This is a genomic window from Streptomyces sp. CA-146814, assembly GCF_050942385.1.
Classification (GTDB): domain Bacteria; phylum Actinomycetota; class Actinomycetes; order Streptomycetales; family Streptomycetaceae; genus Streptomyces.
In genome coordinates this window covers 5,315,031-5,332,171 of the sequence record NZ_CP192068.1, presented here as the reverse complement: position 1 = coordinate 5,332,171, position 17,141 = coordinate 5,315,031, and the positions used below count along the sequence as shown (strand labels likewise).

Annotated in this window: 14 protein-coding genes; 6 read left to right on the top strand and 8 right to left on the bottom strand. The window is 73.1% G+C overall.

Annotated features, from left to right (window positions below; translation table 11 throughout):
- Nucleotides 1-107 precede the first annotated feature (107 nt).
- Entirely contained in the window at nucleotides 108-428 is a 321-nt protein-coding gene (gene fdxA, locus ACQP09_RS23980) for a ferredoxin (protein ID WP_003966501.1), read from the bottom strand.
- 117 nt (nucleotides 429-545) lie between these two features.
- Between fdxA and ACQP09_RS23975 the strand changes: the two genes are divergently transcribed.
- From ACQP09_RS23975 to ACQP09_RS23965, 3 genes are all read left to right on the top strand, one after another.
- Nucleotides 546-1,565: a GNAT family N-acetyltransferase gene (locus ACQP09_RS23975; protein ID WP_433402906.1), complete on the top strand. Its 1,020-nt coding sequence runs from the start codon at nucleotides 546-548 to the stop codon at nucleotides 1,563-1,565.
- A gap of 38 nt (nucleotides 1,566-1,603) precedes the next feature.
- Complete coding sequence (locus tag ACQP09_RS23970; RefSeq protein WP_433402903.1) at nucleotides 1,604-2,485, top strand: tetratricopeptide repeat protein; 882 nt, start codon at nucleotides 1,604-1,606, stop codon at nucleotides 2,483-2,485.
- Between the two features lie 424 nt (nucleotides 2,486-2,909).
- Complete coding sequence (locus ACQP09_RS23965; protein WP_432152638.1) at nucleotides 2,910-3,533, top strand: LuxR C-terminal-related transcriptional regulator; 624 nt, start codon at nucleotides 2,910-2,912, stop codon at nucleotides 3,531-3,533.
- Here ACQP09_RS23965 and ACQP09_RS23960 read toward each other — a convergent pair.
- From ACQP09_RS23960 to ACQP09_RS23940, 5 genes are all read right to left on the bottom strand, one after another.
- The gene (locus tag ACQP09_RS23960) at nucleotides 3,502-5,373 is read right to left on the bottom strand and encodes an ATP-binding cassette domain-containing protein (RefSeq protein ID WP_433402900.1); all 1,872 of its coding nucleotides are present in this window, start codon (nucleotides 5,371-5,373) and stop codon (nucleotides 3,502-3,504) included. The genes ACQP09_RS23965 and ACQP09_RS23960 overlap by 32 nt on opposite strands.
- A complete protein-coding gene (locus ACQP09_RS23955; RefSeq protein WP_433402898.1) occupies nucleotides 5,370-7,160 on the bottom strand; it encodes an ATP-binding cassette domain-containing protein in 1,791 nt (596 codons plus the stop codon). The genes ACQP09_RS23960 and ACQP09_RS23955 overlap by 4 nt, the downstream gene beginning before the upstream one ends.
- A gap of 229 nt (nucleotides 7,161-7,389) precedes the next feature.
- Complete coding sequence (locus tag ACQP09_RS23950) at nucleotides 7,390-7,521, bottom strand: SapB/AmfS family lanthipeptide (protein ID WP_018510165.1); 132 nt, start codon at nucleotides 7,519-7,521, stop codon at nucleotides 7,390-7,392.
- Nucleotides 7,522-7,590: 69 nt separating this feature from the next.
- Nucleotides 7,591-10,299, bottom strand: coding sequence for a class III lanthionine synthetase LanKC (gene lanKC, locus ACQP09_RS23945; protein WP_433402895.1), 2,709 nt, complete (start codon nucleotides 10,297-10,299; stop codon nucleotides 7,591-7,593).
- A 344-nt stretch (nucleotides 10,300-10,643) separates the two neighbouring features.
- On the bottom strand, nucleotides 10,644-11,621 hold the full coding sequence (locus ACQP09_RS23940; RefSeq protein ID WP_433402892.1) for a helix-turn-helix domain-containing protein: 978 nt from the start codon (nucleotides 11,619-11,621) through the stop codon (nucleotides 10,644-10,646).
- Between the two features lie 112 nt (nucleotides 11,622-11,733).
- Between ACQP09_RS23940 and ACQP09_RS23935 the strand changes: the two genes are divergently transcribed.
- A complete protein-coding gene (locus ACQP09_RS23935) occupies nucleotides 11,734-12,969 on the top strand; it encodes an MFS transporter (RefSeq protein WP_433402889.1) in 1,236 nt (411 codons plus the stop codon).
- Between the two features lie 86 nt (nucleotides 12,970-13,055).
- Nucleotides 13,056-13,622 (top strand): sugar O-acetyltransferase, encoded by a 567-nt coding sequence (locus ACQP09_RS23930; RefSeq protein WP_433406745.1) that lies wholly within the window; start codon nucleotides 13,056-13,058, stop codon nucleotides 13,620-13,622.
- A 122-nt stretch (nucleotides 13,623-13,744) separates the two neighbouring features.
- Here the strand turns inward: ACQP09_RS23930 and ACQP09_RS23925 are convergent, their stop codons facing one another.
- On the bottom strand, nucleotides 13,745-14,254 hold the full coding sequence (locus ACQP09_RS23925; RefSeq protein WP_433402886.1) for a DUF4265 domain-containing protein: 510 nt from the start codon (nucleotides 14,252-14,254) through the stop codon (nucleotides 13,745-13,747).
- 321 nt (nucleotides 14,255-14,575) lie between these two features.
- Between ACQP09_RS23925 and ACQP09_RS23920 the strand changes: the two genes are divergently transcribed.
- On the top strand, nucleotides 14,576-16,396 hold the full coding sequence (locus ACQP09_RS23920) for a coagulation factor 5/8 type domain-containing protein (protein ID WP_433402883.1): 1,821 nt from the start codon (nucleotides 14,576-14,578) through the stop codon (nucleotides 16,394-16,396).
- Between the two features lie 158 nt (nucleotides 16,397-16,554).
- Here the strand turns inward: ACQP09_RS23920 and ACQP09_RS23915 are convergent, their stop codons facing one another.
- Nucleotides 16,555-16,893: an XRE family transcriptional regulator gene (locus ACQP09_RS23915; protein ID WP_433402880.1), complete on the bottom strand. Its 339-nt coding sequence runs from the start codon at nucleotides 16,891-16,893 to the stop codon at nucleotides 16,555-16,557.
- Nucleotides 16,894-17,141: the final 248 nt, after the last annotated feature.

Below are 17,141 nucleotides of genomic sequence, written 5' to 3'. Positions count from 1 at the left end.
TGAGGCTTTCCGGGGCTGTTCAGGTAGCGGCGGCCGTACGGGAAAACGCCTCGGCCCCGCACGGTGACATGCCGTACGGGACCGGGCTGCGCACGTGGTACCGCCGCTTACTGGTTCTGCGGCGGCAGTCCGGCGACGAACGCGTGGTCGCGCTCGATGAGACCGAGCTTGGAAGCACCACCCGGCGAGCCGAGGTCGTCGAAGAACTCGACGTTCGCCTTGTAGTAGTCCTTCCACTCCTCCGGGGTGTCGTCCTCGTAGAAGATGGCCTCGACCGGGCAGACCGGCTCACAGGCTCCGCAGTCGACGCACTCGTCCGGGTGGATGTACAAGGACCGCTGGCCCTCGTAGATGCAGTCGACGGGGCACTCTTCGATGCAGGCCTTGTCCTTCACGTCGACACAAGGCTGCGCGATGACGTAGGTCACGCTGTCGTTCCTCCTCGGTAGGGCGTTGGCTCTCGCGCGGGAGCGCGGCGTCGTCGATGCCCGCCCCTAGTATCTCCGTTCTCGGGCACGATCCGAACAGGAGGGGCGGACTGAGCTGTGGAATTCACCATGGGCGGACGGCTGGAAGTCCGGATCACACCGGCTGACGTGGGTAAACGCGTGTCGGTCCGGCGGCGTTCCCCGGAGGGTGGCGCGGGCGCTGAGTTCACCGACACGGTCGGCGTTCTCACATCATGGAACGACGGTGTGGTCGCGATCACACCGAAGAGCGGGGAGTCCGTCCACATCGTGGAATCCTCCCTGGTGGCGGGCAAGGTCGTCCCCGCCGCCCCGGCCCGCAGGCGGGGCCCGGCGGCCTCGTTCGCGGAGCTGGCGGCTGTCACCGCGCGCGCCTGGCAGCCGGTGGAGAGCGAACCGCTGGGCGACTGGCGGCTGCGCGCCGCCGGCGGCTTCACCCGGCGCGCCAACTCCGCGCTGCCGCTCGGCGATCCGGGTCTGCCGCTCGGCGAGGCGTTCGGGCGGGTCGAGCGGTGGTACGAGGAGCGGGGCCTGCCTCCGTACATCCAGACGGCGACCGGGGCCGAGGGCGCGCAGGAGGCCCTCTGCGCGGAGCTGGAGGGGCACGGGTGGCGGCGCGAGGTCACGGCGGAGGTGCGGATCGCCGCGCTGGCGCCGGTCGGTGACCTGGACGTGGACGTGTCGGCGGTGCGGCTGAGCCGTGCGCCGGACGAGGCGTGGCTCGCGCGCTACCAGCGCTTCTCCACACCGGGCCCCGAGGTGCTGCAGGTGCTCGGCAGCGGTCCTTCGGTCTGGTTCGCCACGGTGGCCGGCGACGAGGGCGAGGGCCGGGACGAGGCGCCTGCGGCGATCGGGCGGTGTGTGGTGGACGGGCGGTGGGCCGGGTTCATGGCCGTCGAGGTCGCGCCCGGGCACCGGCGGCGCGGGCTGGCCACCACGGTGATGGCGGCCCTGGCCCGGCGGGTCCTGGACGAGGGCGCATCGGCGGCCTGGCTCCAGGTGGAGGAGGACAATGAAGGGGCGCGGGCGCTGTATGACGGCATGGGTTTCGCCGCGCACCACCGCTACCACCACTTCCGGCCCGCGGAGCGGAGCTGAGGTACGGCAGCACGGACGAGCAGGAGCATGGGTCACCTATGAGCGCGCAGGATTCCGGTACGGCCGACCGCCGGCGGCAGTTCGCCGAGGAGGCCCGGTCCGAGCGGCCCGATCTGGCGCTGCTCTGCCTGCTGCTGGGCGCGGAGGCGGGCCCGGTCGGCCCCGAGGAGCCGCGCCCGGTCGATCCGGACGGGCCGTCCGCCGATCCGTACGGGATCGACGCGGCGCAGATCGAGCTGGACCGGCTGGCCGGGCTGCTGCCGTACGGCTCGCGCTCACCGGCCGCCTGGGCCTCGGCGCTGGCCGAACTGCTCGGTGAGCGGAACGAGTTCTGCGGGTCGTCGGCGGACTACCAGCGGCTGGAGTCCTCGCTCCTCCAGCAGGTGCTGCGCCGCCGCCGGGGACTGCCGATCCTGCTCTCGGTGGTGTGGATCGAGGTCGCCCGGCGAGCCGGCGCCCCGGTGTACGGGGTGGCGCTGCCGGGCCACTTCGTGGTCGGCTTCGGGGATCCGGGCCATCAGGTGCTCGTCGATCCGTTCACCGGCGGCGCGCCGTTGACCGGTGAGGACGCCGACCTCCTGGTCACCACGGCGACGGGCGCGCCCCTCGAGCCGTCGATGCTGACGCCCGCGCGGCCGCTGGAGATCGTGCTGCGGATCCTCAACAACGTCCGGGCCTGGGCCGCCGCCCGGCCCGAGCGCACGGATGTGGCCCTCTGGGCCGTGGAGCTCTCCCTGCTCCTGCCCTCGCACCCGGCACGGCTGCGCTACGAGCGGGCCCAGCTCCTGGTCCAGCGCGGCGAGTTCCAGCGCGGGGCGGCGGAGATGGAGGAGTACGCGGAGGTGCTCGACACCATCGAGCCGACCACGGCCGAGTCGATCCGGCACCAGGCCCAAGCGGCCCGGGCCCTGCTGAACTGAACCGAGCAGAACTGAACCGGGCTGGACTGAGCTGGACCTAGCTGGACTGAGCTGAGCCGGAATGAGCTGAACTGAGCCAACGGCCGGTCGGGGCCTCTGGCACGAACGGAATAACGGCCGACCGACAGAGGTTCACAGCTGAACTGAGCCAACAACCGCCGGAAACGGCTGGAATTGCGCGCTCCCACTCGTCCGACCCCCATCTCATGGAGCCGGATTCGGCCAGTCCGCCACGCCGTGCGCTCCCGCTGTACATCCGAACGCCCCCATCCGCGCCCATCAGGCACGGGAATCCGCCAATTCGTCGGCGTACCCGAATGCTCATGCGCTCCACTGGAGACCCGTCACCCGACGCGCACACGCCATCGCATTCTGCGATACGTCTGTAGTGCGCGCGCCAGGAGAGAAATGCCGAGGCAGCTTGATGACAACCGTTCTGCTGGTCCACACCGTGCCGCTGTGGCGCGCTTCGCTCGCTTCCCTGCTCGGCGCGGGGCAGGGGATAGACGTGACGACCGCCGACCGGGGCGCGATACGTTCGGCGCTCGCCGGCCTCGGTCCGGAGGCGGGACCAGCACCGGACGTGCTCCTCACCGACCTCGACTGTCCGGACGCGCTGGACGTCCTGGAGGAGGTGAGATCGCTGGCCGAACCGCACGGCAGAGGCTGCCCGCTGGCGGTGCTCACCCGCAGCGACCGGCCGCGCGGACTGCGCCGGGCGTACGAGGCGGGGGCCCGCGGCTATATCGACAAGTACCGGCCGGTGGACGACCTCTCCGAGGTCATGCACAAACTGGCCGACGGCGGCCGGCATATTGACGAGTCACTTGCCTTCAGCCTGTTGCAGGTGGCCGACATGCCCCTGTCTCCCCGGGAATTGGGCGTGCTCTCCCTTGCCGAGAGCGGGGAGACGGTCTCCGGTATCGCGGAGCGGCTGCATCTGACGCCGGGGACGGTACGGAATTACCTCGCCGCCGCCATTCGGAAGTCCGGCGCGCGAAATCGGGTCGACGCGATCAGACGGGCGAAGGAGGCGGGGTGGATATGAACCCGTTCCCGTGAGACGTGCGCTCCGCCTCGCTAGGTGTGTTCTCCGGCTCGTGGTCCACGGCGACCGGCCCGTGGTCCACGGCGACCGGCCCGTCGTGGACGTCGTCCGGTGCCCAGAGGCCCGCCAGGTCGCGGTAGAGCTCCGAGGTACGCAGCAGCTCCGCCGAGGTCCCGCAGCGGGTGCGCGGGCCGTCCATCACCAGGATCCGGTCGGCGCGCCGGGCCGAGCTGAGGCGGTGCGCGACGACGACCAGAGCGCCCGGCAGCGCGGCGAAGGCCAGCTCGGCCCGGGTCTCGGCGGCCGGGTCGAGCCGGCTGGTCGCCTCGTCGAGCACGAGGAGCGGCGGGGCCGCCACATGGGCCCGGCCGAGCGCGATCAGCTGGCGTTCTCCCTGCGAGAGCCGGTCCGGTTCGAGGAGGGCGTCGAGCGAGCCGAGCCGGGTGAGCAGGGGGTCCAGGCCGAGCGCGTCGGCCGTCGCGGCCAGGTCGCGGTCGCTCGCGCCGGGGCGGAGGTAGCGGAGGTTGTCCCGCAGCGAACCGGTGAACACGTACGCGTGCTGCGGCAGCAGAACCCGTACGGAGGTGGCGTCGGCCGCGCGTACCGGCCGCCCGTGCCACCGCACCGCGCCGCCGGTGGGCGCCTCCACCCCGGCAAGGACCGCGGCGAGCGTCGACTTGCCGCTGCCGCTCGGCCCGACGACGGCCAGGTGCTCGCCGGGGGCGACGGTGAGCGAGAGCCGGTCCAGGACGGGGTGCGCGGCCGGTCCGTACGCGAAGGTGACGGCGCGGAGCTCGGCGACGGGTGCGCGGCCCCGCGGGAGTGGCCGCCGGTCGTCGGCTTCGTCCTCGGCCGGGGGCGGCGGCGCGTCGGTGAACCGGTCCAGGACCACCAGCAGCCGGCCGCCGACCGTGGAGAGCATGGTCATCAGCGCCTGGACCGCCGGGGCCAGCGCCTGGGTCAGGTAGGTGAGTGCGCCGACCAGCGCGCCGGGTGTGAGGCCGTCGCGGAGCAGCCACGGGGCGCCGAGGAGCAGCAGGAGGGGCGGGAAGCGTCCGCAGACCGCCAGGGCCACCACCCGTACGCCGGACCAGCGGGCCAGTGAACGGGCCGCGCGGACCTGGTCCTCGGCCAGGGCCTCGGACTCCGCCACCGTGCGGTCGGCGGCCCCGGCGGCGGCGATGTCCCGCAGGTCGGCGGCGGTCCGCCCCGCGTGGGCCGCGTACGCCTCGTCGGCGGTGAGGTAGTCGCGCTGGCGGGCGGCCATCGGGACCAGGGTGGCCAGGAAGAGCGCGGCGCCCAGGACGAGCGGAGGCAGCACGAGCAGCAGGAGGCGCGGTTCCAGGGCCAGCAGGCCCACCACGGCCCCGGCCACCGTGAACACGAACGACCGCAGTGTCAGGACGAGTCCGGCCCAGCCGTCGCGGGCGATCTCGCTCTGGTGGGTGACCTGGGAGAGGGAGCGGGCGGTGGTGCCGGCGGGGTGCGCGAGGGCGCCGGTGAGCGCACGGGAGACCGCGCGCCGCACGAGTCCGTCGCGCAGCGGCTCCACCAGGTCCGCGAGGCGTCCGAAGACCCCGCGGGTGGCGAGCTGCGCGGGGAGTACGGCGACGGCGGCGACGGCCAGCCAGAGGAGGCCGGTGAGCGGGCGTCCGGCGAGGAAGCCGTGGTCCAGCGCCCTGGCGACGCCGAATCCGCCCAGGAAGGTCTGGACGAACTCCAGCAGCGACCAGCCGGCCAGCCGCAGGACCACTCCGGTGCGGGCGCGGAGGAAGGGACGGGCGTCGCGGGTGACGCGGGTGAGGGGGCCGTTACGGCGAGCGCTTCCGGACGCTTTCACCGGGCCTCCACCTCCGTACGGGCCCGTGGCAGCGCCTCCGCCTCCCCCGCCTCCGTACGGGCCCGTGGCAGCGCCTCCGCCTCCCCCGCCTCCGTACGGAACACCGCCCGGTACTCCGGATCCGTCCACAGCTCCTCGTGCGGGCCCGTGCCCCGGACCCGGCCGTCCTCCAGCCAGAGCACCTGGTCCGCGCGGGCGGCCGAGGAGAGGCGGTGGGCCACGATCACGCGGGTGGAGCGGCCGGCCCGTTCGTCGAGCGCGCGGCGGACGTGGTGCTCGGTGACGGTGTCGAGGCCGGAGAGCGCGTCGTCCAGGATCAGCAGGCGGCCCGGGTGGGCGAACGCGCGTGCCAGGCCCAGGCGTTGGCGTTCGCCACCGGAGAGCGGAGCGTCGGTGAGCGGGGTGGCGTAGCCGTACGGGAGGAGCCCGACGAACCCGTCGGCGCGGGCGGCGCGGGCGGCGTCCCGTACCGCCTCGGGACCGGCGGTCCACGGCCCGAAGGCGATCGTGTCCTCCACGGTGGTGCCGGGCAGGGCCGGGCGGGCGAAGGCGTAGGCGATCTCGGGGCGGAGGAGGGCCGGGTCCATGGCGGCCAGCGGCACGCCGTCCAGGAGCACGGTTCCGGTGTCCGGGTCGAGCAGCCGGCCCGCGACCGCCGCGAACACCGACTTGCCGGAACCGGAGCGGCCGACGACGGCGAGGGACGTGCCGCCGGGGACGGTCAGGCGTACGCCCGTGAGCAGCGGCTTTCCGTCCTGTACGACGCCGACGTCCCGGAGTTCGAGGTGTCCGGGGCCGCCGGGGAGCGGGCCGAGGCCCTGGTGCGGCAGCGGGTCCAGGGTGAGGAGCGGGTCCAGCGTGCGGGCGGCGGCGCGGCTGCGGGCGAGGGCGCCGAGCGCTCCGGTGAGGGAGCCGATGCCGACGGCGAGGGCCGCGTACCGGGAGGCGGCCACGAGGTCGCCGACGCCGATCGCGCCCGTGTGGAGCCGGAGTCCGCCGACCGCGAGGACCAGCAGCATGAGGAGCGGCAGCAGCAGGGCGCTCTGCCCGGCGGCCCGCCCGTACACGGCCCAGGTGCGGCGGCCGTGGTCCGCCAGTGCGGAGAGCGGTTCGAGGATGCGGCGGTACTCGCGGGCGCCGGTGCGGGCCGCGCGGATGGTCTCGGCGCCGTCGAGGGCCTCGGTGAGGCGGTGGGCGATGAGCGACTGGGCGCGCTGGTAGTCGGCCCCGGCGTCGGCGGTGCGGCGGGTGAAGGTGTGCAGGAGGGCGACGAGGAGGGGCGCGCCGAGCAGGAAAGCGGCGGCGGTCCACGGGTCGATGAGGAAGAGGCCGGTGACCGCGCCGAGCGGCAGCAGGACGCCCGCGACGGCGCCGGCTGCGGTGGTGGGCGCGGTCGCCGCGTCGGCGGTGCGGGCGGTGAGCCGGGCGGTGAGGTCGCCGGTCGGTACGGCGAGGGCGCGGCGCGGTTCGGCGGCCAGGACCCGGGCGGTGGTGCGGGTGCGGAGGTGGGCGGTGAGCTGGGCGCCGGTGCGGGTGGTGAGCACGGCCGCGCCCGCGTCGAACCCGGTCTCGGCGAGGGTCAGTACGGCGCAGAGCAGCAGCCCGGACCAGGGCACGGGGCCGCCGCCGATGAGCCCGTCGACCGTGTGGCCGAGGGCGGCGGGCAGCGCGAGGGCGGCGAGCGCGCCGCCGGTGGAGCAGAGGAACAGGGCCAGGAGGGCGGCCGGGTGGCGCCGGGCGAGCCGGCGTGCGCCGGAGGGCGTCGGTGGGCGGGGCTTCAGCCGCACGTGGTCTTCCCTTCCGGACCCGCGTCGATCGCGTTCGGACGTGCTGGCGGTACGGACGTGCTCGCGTACGAACGTACGGAGGTGCTGACGTGCGGACGTACAGACGGGCTGACGTACGGACGGGCTGACGTACGTACGCCGCCGGCCCCGGGCGGACGAACCGCTCGGGACCGGCGGACGGGCCGCCCGGCCCGCCGGCAACTTCACCGGCGGAGCGGGCGGCGAGGCGTCACGGGGTGCAGAGGACCACGCTCAGCGAGCTGAACTCGCAGACCAGCAGCGAGACCTGGCTGCCCGTGGCGAGCTCGCCGAAGGCCTCCTCGGCCGGGGTCTCCATCGCCTGAAGGTCCAGAAGCGCCATGATGGTGTTTCCTTTCTGGGACGGTAACCGGAACCTGTTGCTCCGGCTGGGTGTTGAGCGGTTGTGGTGCTACGACCCCTGAAGGAGCCGGTCTGTGGGGCCGCTCGCGCGGCCGGGGTGCGCCACCGGTGGAGCGGCGGCGGCGAGGAAGGGAAGCGTGGCGGGCTGACCCGGCGCGGTGTCCAGCGCGCTGCCCAGAGCGAGCAGGCAGCCGGCGGTTCCGGTGGCCAGGTCCATCGACAGCCGCATCAACTGCTCGCCGGCGAAGGCGAGTCCGCCTCCGTACGCGAGACCGTGACCGGCCAGGAGGCGGGTGTGGAGGCCGATCGCCCGCTGCCGGGTCTCCTCGTCGCACAGCGGTGTGGCCGCCAGGTGCATCAGGAGTCCGGCCGAGCCGCGCAGCAGTCCGGGCTGGACGTAGAAGGCGGAGAGCGCGGCCGGGAGCAGGGCGCGGCCCTTGGCCTCCAGCTCCGGATCGGGGCGGTGGGCGAGGTAGGCGTCGATGACGGCCGCGATGCCGGCGCTGCCCGCTCCGAGGTACGGCATCAGCCGCTTGCCCTCGACGACGAGGAGCTCTCCGTCGTCGCCCGCCCGGCACCGGTCCAGGTCGCGCCGGAGAGCGGCGGCGGCCAGGTCGAGGAGGACGGGGTCGCCGGTGGTCTCGTACCGGCGGACCAGGAGCAGGGCGACACCGGTCGCGCCGTGCAGGAGACCGGTGCGCGGTGAGGGCGGGCCGTCGACCAGGGCGCGTACGGCGAGGGCCGTGGCCCGGCCGGCGGCCGCGGCGAGCGCCGGGGCCTCGGTGGCGGAGGCGATGCGGGCCAGGTCGTCGAGAGCGAGGCCGATACCGGCGTAACCGCTGTGCAGTCCGGGTGCCAGGCCTTCGAGCGGCTGGTCCAGGACGATCCGGACGAGGTCGGCGGCCTCGGCGGTGCGGCCGACCCGGCTGAGGGTCCAGGCGATGCCGGTGAGGCCGTCGTAGAAGCCGAGCGGGGAGCCGGAGGCCGGGTCCTTGGCCTGCCGCACCAGCCACTCCTCGGCCGGCTCGCAGCGCGGGGCGCCGGTCTCGTGGAGGGCGTAGAGCACGCCGGCGGCGCCGTACGCGAAGGACTGGCCGCCGGTCGCGGTGGCGAACTGGGCGATGTCGCCGGGGAAACATCGGTCGTCGCGGTCGGGCGTACAGGAGGCGGCGATGGCGCGGGCCATCGCGGCCCGGCTCTCGGGCCAGTCGCCGGGATCGGGCACCGGCGCACCGGCAGCCCCGGCCGTCTCCGCACCCGCCTGCGCGTCCGACACCGGCATACCGCCGGCCCCGGCTGTCTCCGCACCCGCCCGCACGTCCGGCACCGGTTCCGCACCGCGCCGGATCTCCTCCACCGCCGGCCGCAGGCTCTCCTCCGCCACCGGGAAGGTGTGCGCGATCTCCCGGGCGAGGCCGGCGGCCTTCGTGCGGTCGATGCCGAAGAGCGTGGTGAGCGGCAGGTACAGCGCGAGCCGCAGACAGGCGAGCGCGTACCGGTCGATGTCGGTGCCGCGCCGGTCGGCCGGGGCGACGAAGGCCGGGTTGGCGACGATCTGGCGGCGGCGGTCGGCGGCCGGCGAGGCGGCCTCGAAGTCGAGCAGCGCGATCCGGCCGGACTCCTCGTCGACCATGACGTTGCTCATGTGCAGATCGCTGATGACGATGCCACGGGCGTGGACGGCCGCGACGGCGCGCTCGACCTTCCCGTACAACTCCTCTGCCCACGCCGCGTGCTCGGCGAGCAGCTCGGGCGCCGGGTTCTGCCGGGCGAGCGGGAAGCGGCGGGCGAAGACGGTGTTGAGCGTGATGCCGGGCAGGTACTGGAGGACCAGGAAGTGGTGGCCGCCGACCTCGAACGCGTCGTGCACGGCCGGTACGCACTCCAGTCCGGCCAGGTGCTCCAGCGCGATCCGCTCCCGCTCAAGCCGGGCGACGGCGTCCGCGCCGTCGGCGGCGAGCCCGGCGTAGGGGCGGGCCTCCTTGAGGACGATCTGCTCGCCGGTCCGGGTGTCGCGGCCGAGGTAGACCCCGCCGCCGTTGGAGAAGTGCAGCGCCTTCTCGACGGTGTACGGCAGGTCGCCGAGGCCGACGGCGGCGCGGGCTTCGAGGTGCGGGCGCAGGAAGTCGGGCGCGGTCACCCAGGCCGGTATCCGGAAGGCCGGACCCCGGTCGTCCGGGACCAGGCGGCCCTGCGGATCGGCGACGGCGGGCACGGGCCGCCCGTCGGGGCCCGTACAGAAGCGGGCGGCGAACGCGCCGTACCGGGTGTGCACCGGGCCGTCTCCGCAGCGCAGGTCGCTGAGGATGTACGGGCCGTGCTCGCCCTCCAGCAGCTCCATCAGCGCGGTGCACACCTCCGGGAACGTGTCCTCGGAGTGCGGATACACGGTGATGAACTTGCCACTCCCGGCCCGGTCCGCGTACTTGGAGTTCCGCAGGGCCAACAGGCCGGGCGACGGCACGCACTTGAAGGGCAGCCGGTGGGCCAGACAGTAGGCCGCGACCCGCTCCAGGACCGACTCGGCGTTGTCGGCGGCGGCCGATATGTGGATCTTCCAGCCCTGCGCCGGCAGCCGGAGCCCGTCCGGGCTGAAGGAGAGCCAGTCGCCGCGCCGGGACCGGGTCCATCCGTCGGGTGCGGCGCCCTGGACCGGAGCGTAGAACGAGCGGTCCTCGGCGCCCTCTTCGAGGGAACGGTGGGGTGCGTCGTAGAAGTGGCGGCTCGCCTGGCAGTACGCGGCGTACTCCGGATTCACGACATTCCCTCCGTTCGGTCTTCGGTGGCGAGAGAGAAATTGTCATAACGATGAGCACCGCCAATAGTCACCGATGTCACGACTCATACATGCGCACGATCCATGCGGACCGCATCGCGCAATGGTGCTTTCCCTGCTGCGGGCGGGGGCGCGCGCGGGGCGCGTTCGGCCGGGGGCGCACAACGGTCCGTCCTCGCCGAGGTGCGGATTCCGCCTGCGGAGCGGGTGCCGGGCGGTCGCGGCCCGGTGTACGAGCTCGGCCGACGGCACGGGCGGAACCCTCTGCCGTACGCGTATGTGTTCAGCCCACGCAACACGTCAACCCGCATGGGCGATCGACGTGTTCAGCCCGCCGCGCGCACCAACCCGTCTCCCGCAGCCGTACGGAAATAGAGCACGGACCGGCCGTCGCGGCGGCGGCGTACCAGTCCCGCGTCCAGCAGGACCCGCAGATGGCGGCCGACCGATCCCAGGCCCTGCCCGGTCAGTGCGGTGAGCTGGGTCGTGGTCAGCGGTGAGCCGAGCAGGACCAGAACTCCCGCCCGCGCGGGGCCGATCAGCGTGCCGAGCGCCTGCGGTACGGGTTCGCGCCCGGTGTCGGCGAGCGCGCCCGTGCAGGGGTAGACCACGCCGTAGCGGTACGGGATGTCCCAGCAGACCCAGCCGACATCGGCGGTGACCGGCGTGAACACCAGCTGCGCGCCGCCGAGTTCACGCGGCGGGTTGTCGTACGTGTTGATCTGGAGCCGGCTCCCGCCGAGCCACCGCATCCCCGGCCGCATCCCGTCCAGGGCCCGCGCCCAGCCGCCGCGGCTCAACTGGGCCGCCCGTGCGATGACATCGGCCTCCAGCACGCGGCGCCGAGCCGGCCACTCCGGCTCCACGGTCCGCGTCCACACCCACTCCAGGATGTCCGCGCTCCGCCGCGCCAGGTCGTCCCGGTCCAGCGCGGCGGGCAGCGGCCGGCCCAGGCTCCGGACGAGATCGGCGCGGGCCACCTCCGGCGGTGTCGCCCGGACCCGCGCCAGCTCCCGCTCGAACGTGTCCGGCTCCTGCCCGGCGGGCGGCGGGACGGGGGCGGGGGTGAGGAAATCGGCGCTCCAGCGAGGGGTGAAGGCGGTGCGGACGATCCGGGCGGCGAGCGGATCACCGGCCTGGAGCCGGCGGTAGGCGGGCAGCCACCGCTCCAGCCAGGCGCGCTCACCCGGATGCGCGGCGGTGGCCCGCTCCAGGGTGCGCAGGCTCGCCACGGTCTCCGCGAGCGGCGAGACGGTGAAGCGGCTGCTCGCGAGCGTGTCGGTGGAGATCTGCCACCAGCCCATGGGGCGCTCCTGACCCTCGGTGTCGTCGCCGGCCGGCGAAGAGCGGCGAGCCACGTTTCGCGTGTCCGCGAAAGAGTAACGACCCCGTGGGCCGCGCTCGCACACTCCGCTGATGCGCACCTACCGCGAACTCTTCCGCACCCCGGAGTTCCTGCCCCTCTTCACCACCGTCTCCGTGCAGGTGGCGGCCCAGACCGCGACCGGCCTCGCTCTCGGCACCCTCGTCCACGCCGCGACCGGCTCACCGCTGCTGTCGGCGCTGGCCATGTTCGGCCCGTCGCTGGCCCAGCTCGCCGGGGCCCTCACCCTGCTCTCGGCGGCGGACCGGCTGCCGCCGCGCGCCACGCTGACCGGCCTGGCGCTGCTGTTCGCCCTGGGTACCGGCGTACAGGCGGTGCCGGGCCTGCCGCTGTGGGCCGCCTTCGCGGTCCTCCTGAGCCTCGGGGTGGCCTCATCGCTGGGCGGCGGCGTGCGGTACGGGCTGCTCAACGAGATCCTGCCGCAGCGGGGCTTCCTGCTCGGCCGGTCCGTGATGAACATGTCGTCGGGGACCATGCAGATCGTCGGGTTCGCGGTGGGCGGGGTGCTGGTGACGACTCTCTCGGCGCGCGGCACGCTGCTGGTCGGGGCCGGTCTGTACGTCGTGGCCGCCGCACTCGCCCGGTTCGGCCTCACCGCCCGGCCGCCCCGCGCCACCGGCCGGGCCTCGGTCCGGGAGACCTGGCGGACCGACGCGCTGCTCTGGTCGTCCGCGCCGCGCCGCTCCGTCTACCTCGCGCTGTGGGTGCCCAACGGGCTGGTGGTGGGGTGCGAGTCGCTGTACATCGCGTACGCGCCCGGACACGCCGGGCTCCTCTTCGCCTGCGGGGCGCTGGGGATGCTGGCCGGGGACACGCTGGTGGGCCGGTTCGTGCCGGGGCGGTGGCGAACGCGGCTCGGCGCTCCGCTACGGCTGCTGCTGGCGGCCCCGTACCTGCTGTTCGCGCTGGACCCCGGGCTGCCGGTCGCGGTGGTGGCGGTGGTGCTGGCGAGCGTCGGCTTCAGCGCGAGCCTGCTGCTCCAGGAACGGCTGCTGGCCCTGACCCCGCCGGAGCTGAGCGGCCAGGCGCTGGGGCTCAGCTCCTCGGGAATGCTGGCGATGCAGGGCGTGGGCGCGGCCCTCGCCGGGTCGATCGCCCAGGTGACCTCGCCGGGGACCGGGATGGCGGCGGTCGCGGCGCTCTCGCTGGCGGTGACGGTGGCGCTGACGCCGGGGCTGCGGGCGGGACGCGGGCAGGAGGCGGCAGGCAGACTGCAGGGGAACGGATCACCCCGTACGAAGGAAACGAAGGAGACGACGACCTCGTGACCAGCCAGCACCCGCCCGACTCCCCCGAGAGCACCGAGAGCACCGAGAGCACCGAGAAGAAGGCGGCGGGCAGCCAGCGGGAGGCGATGCTCGCGGGCGAGCTCTACCTCGCCGACGACCCGGAGATCGCGGCGGACGCCCTGCGCTCGGCGCTCCTCAACGAGCGCTTCAACGCCACGTCGGCCGGCGACCCCGAGGCCCGCCGGGCGGCCCTGGCCGAACTGCTGGGCGAGCTGGGCGAGGGCGCCGAGATCCGGCCGCCGCTGCGGGTGGACTACGGGCACCAGACCACGGTCGGCCCGCGCACGTTCGTGAACTTCGGCGCGGTGTTCCTGGACGTCGCCCGCATCACGATCGGCGCCGACGTCCAGATGGGCCCGACCGTCCAGCTCCTCACCCCGACCCACCCGATCGACCCGGAGCCGCGCCGCGCCAAGTGGGAGGCCGCGCAGCCGATCACGATCGGGGACAACGTGTGGCTGGGCGGCGGAGTGATCGTCTGCCCGGGCGTGAGCATCGGGGAGAACACGGTGGTGGGCGCGGGCGCGGTGGTCACGAAGGACCTGCCGGCCAATGTGGTGGCGGTGGGGAACCCGGCCCGGGTGATCCGGAAGATCGGGGAGGGCGAGGAGGCGGGGCCGGCGACCGCGTGACCGGCGGAGCGGAGGGGCAGGCCGAGGCGGCGGGGCCGGCGACCCTGTAACCGTAGTTCCGGGGTCATGGACACCCTGGGGTCGTGGATCGAGCCGGCCCCACGACCCCGGCGGCTCGTCCCTTACGCTTCCCGCCACTCCTCCGTCGCGCACGAGACCTCGAAGTGCCACCACCCCTCCTCCTCGCCCCGGACGAGCAGCTCCTTGATCGCGCCGAGGTCCGCGCCGCCCGGCACGGTGAACGCGAGCAGCGGGAAGTCCGCGCTGAAGACCTCGCCGCCGAGCCCGAACGGGGCGAGCCGCTCGTGCACGGCGCGGGCGTCCCGGCCGAGCGGCCCGTCCGGCAGGGGCAGCACGCGTATGGTGCAGTTGCCCGAGTCCGCCACCCGCCCGGTGGCCCAGTGCACGCCGTCCGCGTCGGTCGTGAACCGTACGGTCTCGCCCTCGGCCACTCCGTCCTGGAGGAAGGGCACGTTGTCGACCCGGGCGGTGTCGGCGCCGAGCCGGGTCGCCCACAGTCCTTCGGTGTCGTACGGCAGCCGGTCCGCCCGTGGGACGAACCGGAACCAGACCTTGATCCGCCGCCCGTCGCCCCGAGGCGGGCGCGGCGGACCGGCGTCGGGCAAGCTCATGGCCCCATGGTCCCCCGTGCGCCGCGCACCCGCTCGTCCGGCTCCGGGCCGACGGCGACCACCGCGCACAGGCGGGACATCAGTTCATGAAGTCAACGAGCATCCCAACTGGCCACGAAATCGCCCAATCGCCGCGCCACTGACGTCAGTTGTTGCGAATCCGGCCGTTCCCACGAGACACCTCACGCACACCTCTTGACGCGTACAGGCCCACCGGGGAAACATCACCGTAACAAGAGAGCGCTCTCTCGCATTCTCCCCACACGCGCTCTCCCGCCCGTCCGTCGTGCACACGTACCACGACCCAGGAGACGTACCTTCATGCATGTTCCCCCCACCGCACCAAGCACCGCACCGCGCTCCGCACCCCGCAGGCACCGCCGTTCCCGGGCTCTCGGGTTCGCCGCGCTCGCCGTATCGCTGCTCATGGCCGTCCCCACCGCCCAGACAGCGTTCGGCGAAGAGGTCCAAGGGGACCGGAAGGCTCAGGCCGCCGTCCCGGGCGGCGGTGACCTCGGTCCGAACGTCCATGTCTTCGACCCGTCCACGCCCGACATCCAGGGCAAGGTCGACGAGATCTTCAAGAGGCAGGAGTCGGCGCAGTTCGGCCTGGACCGCTATGCGCTGCTCTTCAAGCCGGGCACGTACGACGACATCAACGCGCAGATCGGGTTCTACACCCAGATCGCGGGCCTCGGGCTCCACCCGAACGACACCACGTTCAACGGCGATGTGACGGTCGACGCGGGCTGGTTCGACGGGAACGCCACGCAGAACTTCTGGCGCTCGGCGGAGAACCTGACGCTGAACCCGGTCTCCGGCACGAACCGCTGGGCGGTCTCGCAGGCCGCGCCGTTCCGCCGGATGCACGTCAAGGGCGGGCTCAACCTGGCGCCCGACGGGTACGGCTGGGCCAGCGGCGGCTACATCGCGGACAGCAAGATCGACGGCCAGGTCGGACCGTACTCCCAGCAGCAGTGGTACACCCGTGACAGCTCGGTCGGCGGCTGGGGCAACGGCGTCTGGAACATGACGTTCTCGGGCGTCGAGGGCGCACCGGCCAACAGCTTCCCGGAACCGCCGTACACGACGCTCGACACCACCCCCATCTCGCGCGAGAAGCCGTTCCTCTATCTCGACGGTGACGACTACAAGGTCTTCGTCCCGGAGAAGCGGGAGAACGCGCGTGGCACGTCGTGGGCGAACGGCACACCGGCCGGCGAGTCGATCCCGCTGGACCAGTTCTACGTGGTGAAGGAAGGCGCGGACGCGGCCACCATCAACGCGGCCGTGGAGCAGGGCCTGCACCTGCTCTTCACGCCCGGCGTCTACCACATCGACGAGACCATCACCATCGACCGCCCCGACACGGTGGCCCTCGGCATCGGCCTCGCGACGATCATCCCGGACAACGGGGTGACGGCGATCAAGGTCGGTGACGTGGACGGCGTGAAGCTCGCGGGCCTGCTGGTCGACGCGGGCCCGGTGAACTCCGAGACGCTGATCGAGGTCGGCCCGGAGAACGCCTCGGCCGACCACGCGGCCAACCCCACCTCGCTCCAGGACGTGTTCGTACGGATCGGCGGCGCGGGCCCCGGCAAGGCGACCACGAGCATCGTCGTCAACAGCGACGACGTGATCATCGACCACACCTGGGTCTGGCGCGCGGACCACGGCGAGGGCTGGGGCTGGGAGACCAACCGGGCCGACTACGGCGTCCGCGTCAACGGCGACGACGTGCTCGCCACCGGGCTGTTCGTCGAGCACTTCAACAAGTACGACGTCGAGTGGTACGGCGAACGCGGCCGCACGATCTTCTTCCAGAACGAGAAGGCGTACGACGCTCCGAACCAGGAGGCGATCCAGAACGGCGACACCAAGGGGTACGCGGCCTACCGGGTCGACGATTCGGTCGAGGAGCACGAGGGCTGGGGCATGGGCAGCTACTGCTACTACAACGTCGACCCGACCATCGTGCAGGGCCACGGCTTCAAGGCACCGGTGAAACCCGGCGTGAAGTTCCACAGCCTGATCGTGGTCTCCCTGGGCGGCAACGGCCAGTACGAACACGTGATCAACGAGGTCGGCTCCCCGACCTCCGGCACGGACACGATCCCCTCGCAGGTGGTGTCCTTCCCGTAATCCACGGGACCTGTACGGAAGCGGGGCCCGGCTGCTGATGAGCGCCGGGCCCCGCTTCACTGCTTTCTCCCGTGCGTACAGGCCCGCCCGTACCGAATGGAGCTCCCGGCGAACTCCGGCGCCGTCTCGGTGGTGACCGGCGCCCGGGGCGGTTCAGGTCATCCCAGGACGAGGGTCTCGTCTCCGAAGTCGGCCACGAGTTTCAGCTGTCCGCCCAGTGCGGCGACATACGCGGCAAGCGTCTCGACCTCGGAGCGGTTGATCGCGCCCTTTTCTATGGCCGACACACGCCCTTGAGTGACGCCGAGAACCTTCGCCACTGCCGCTTGCGTCATCTGCTGACGCTTCCGCACCTCGGCGAGACGGTGCGCCCTCACCTCGGACAGCAGCAGGGCAGTGCGCCGATCGACCTCCTGGGCCTCATCGGCGGAGAAGTCGAATTCACCCTTGAGATCGTCCCAGTTGGCAGCGTCGACCGCCTTCGGCTCAGCGCTCATGGCCCCTCATTCCTTCTCATCCCTGTACGCCTCGTAGGCGTCTTCCGCCGCTCTGATCGCCGATCGGTACCATCCGGACCAACTGCCGGCCTCAGTTCCTTGAGGTTCGCGAGAGTCGACCCCGTGATGCGGTCAACGAGCGGCCGACCGAGCGCAGGCCCTTCGATCTGCAGGACGTTGATGGCAGCGGTTACCTGAACGAGCGTGTCCCGGTCATGCTGGCGCAGGCCATGTAACCAACTCCTCGC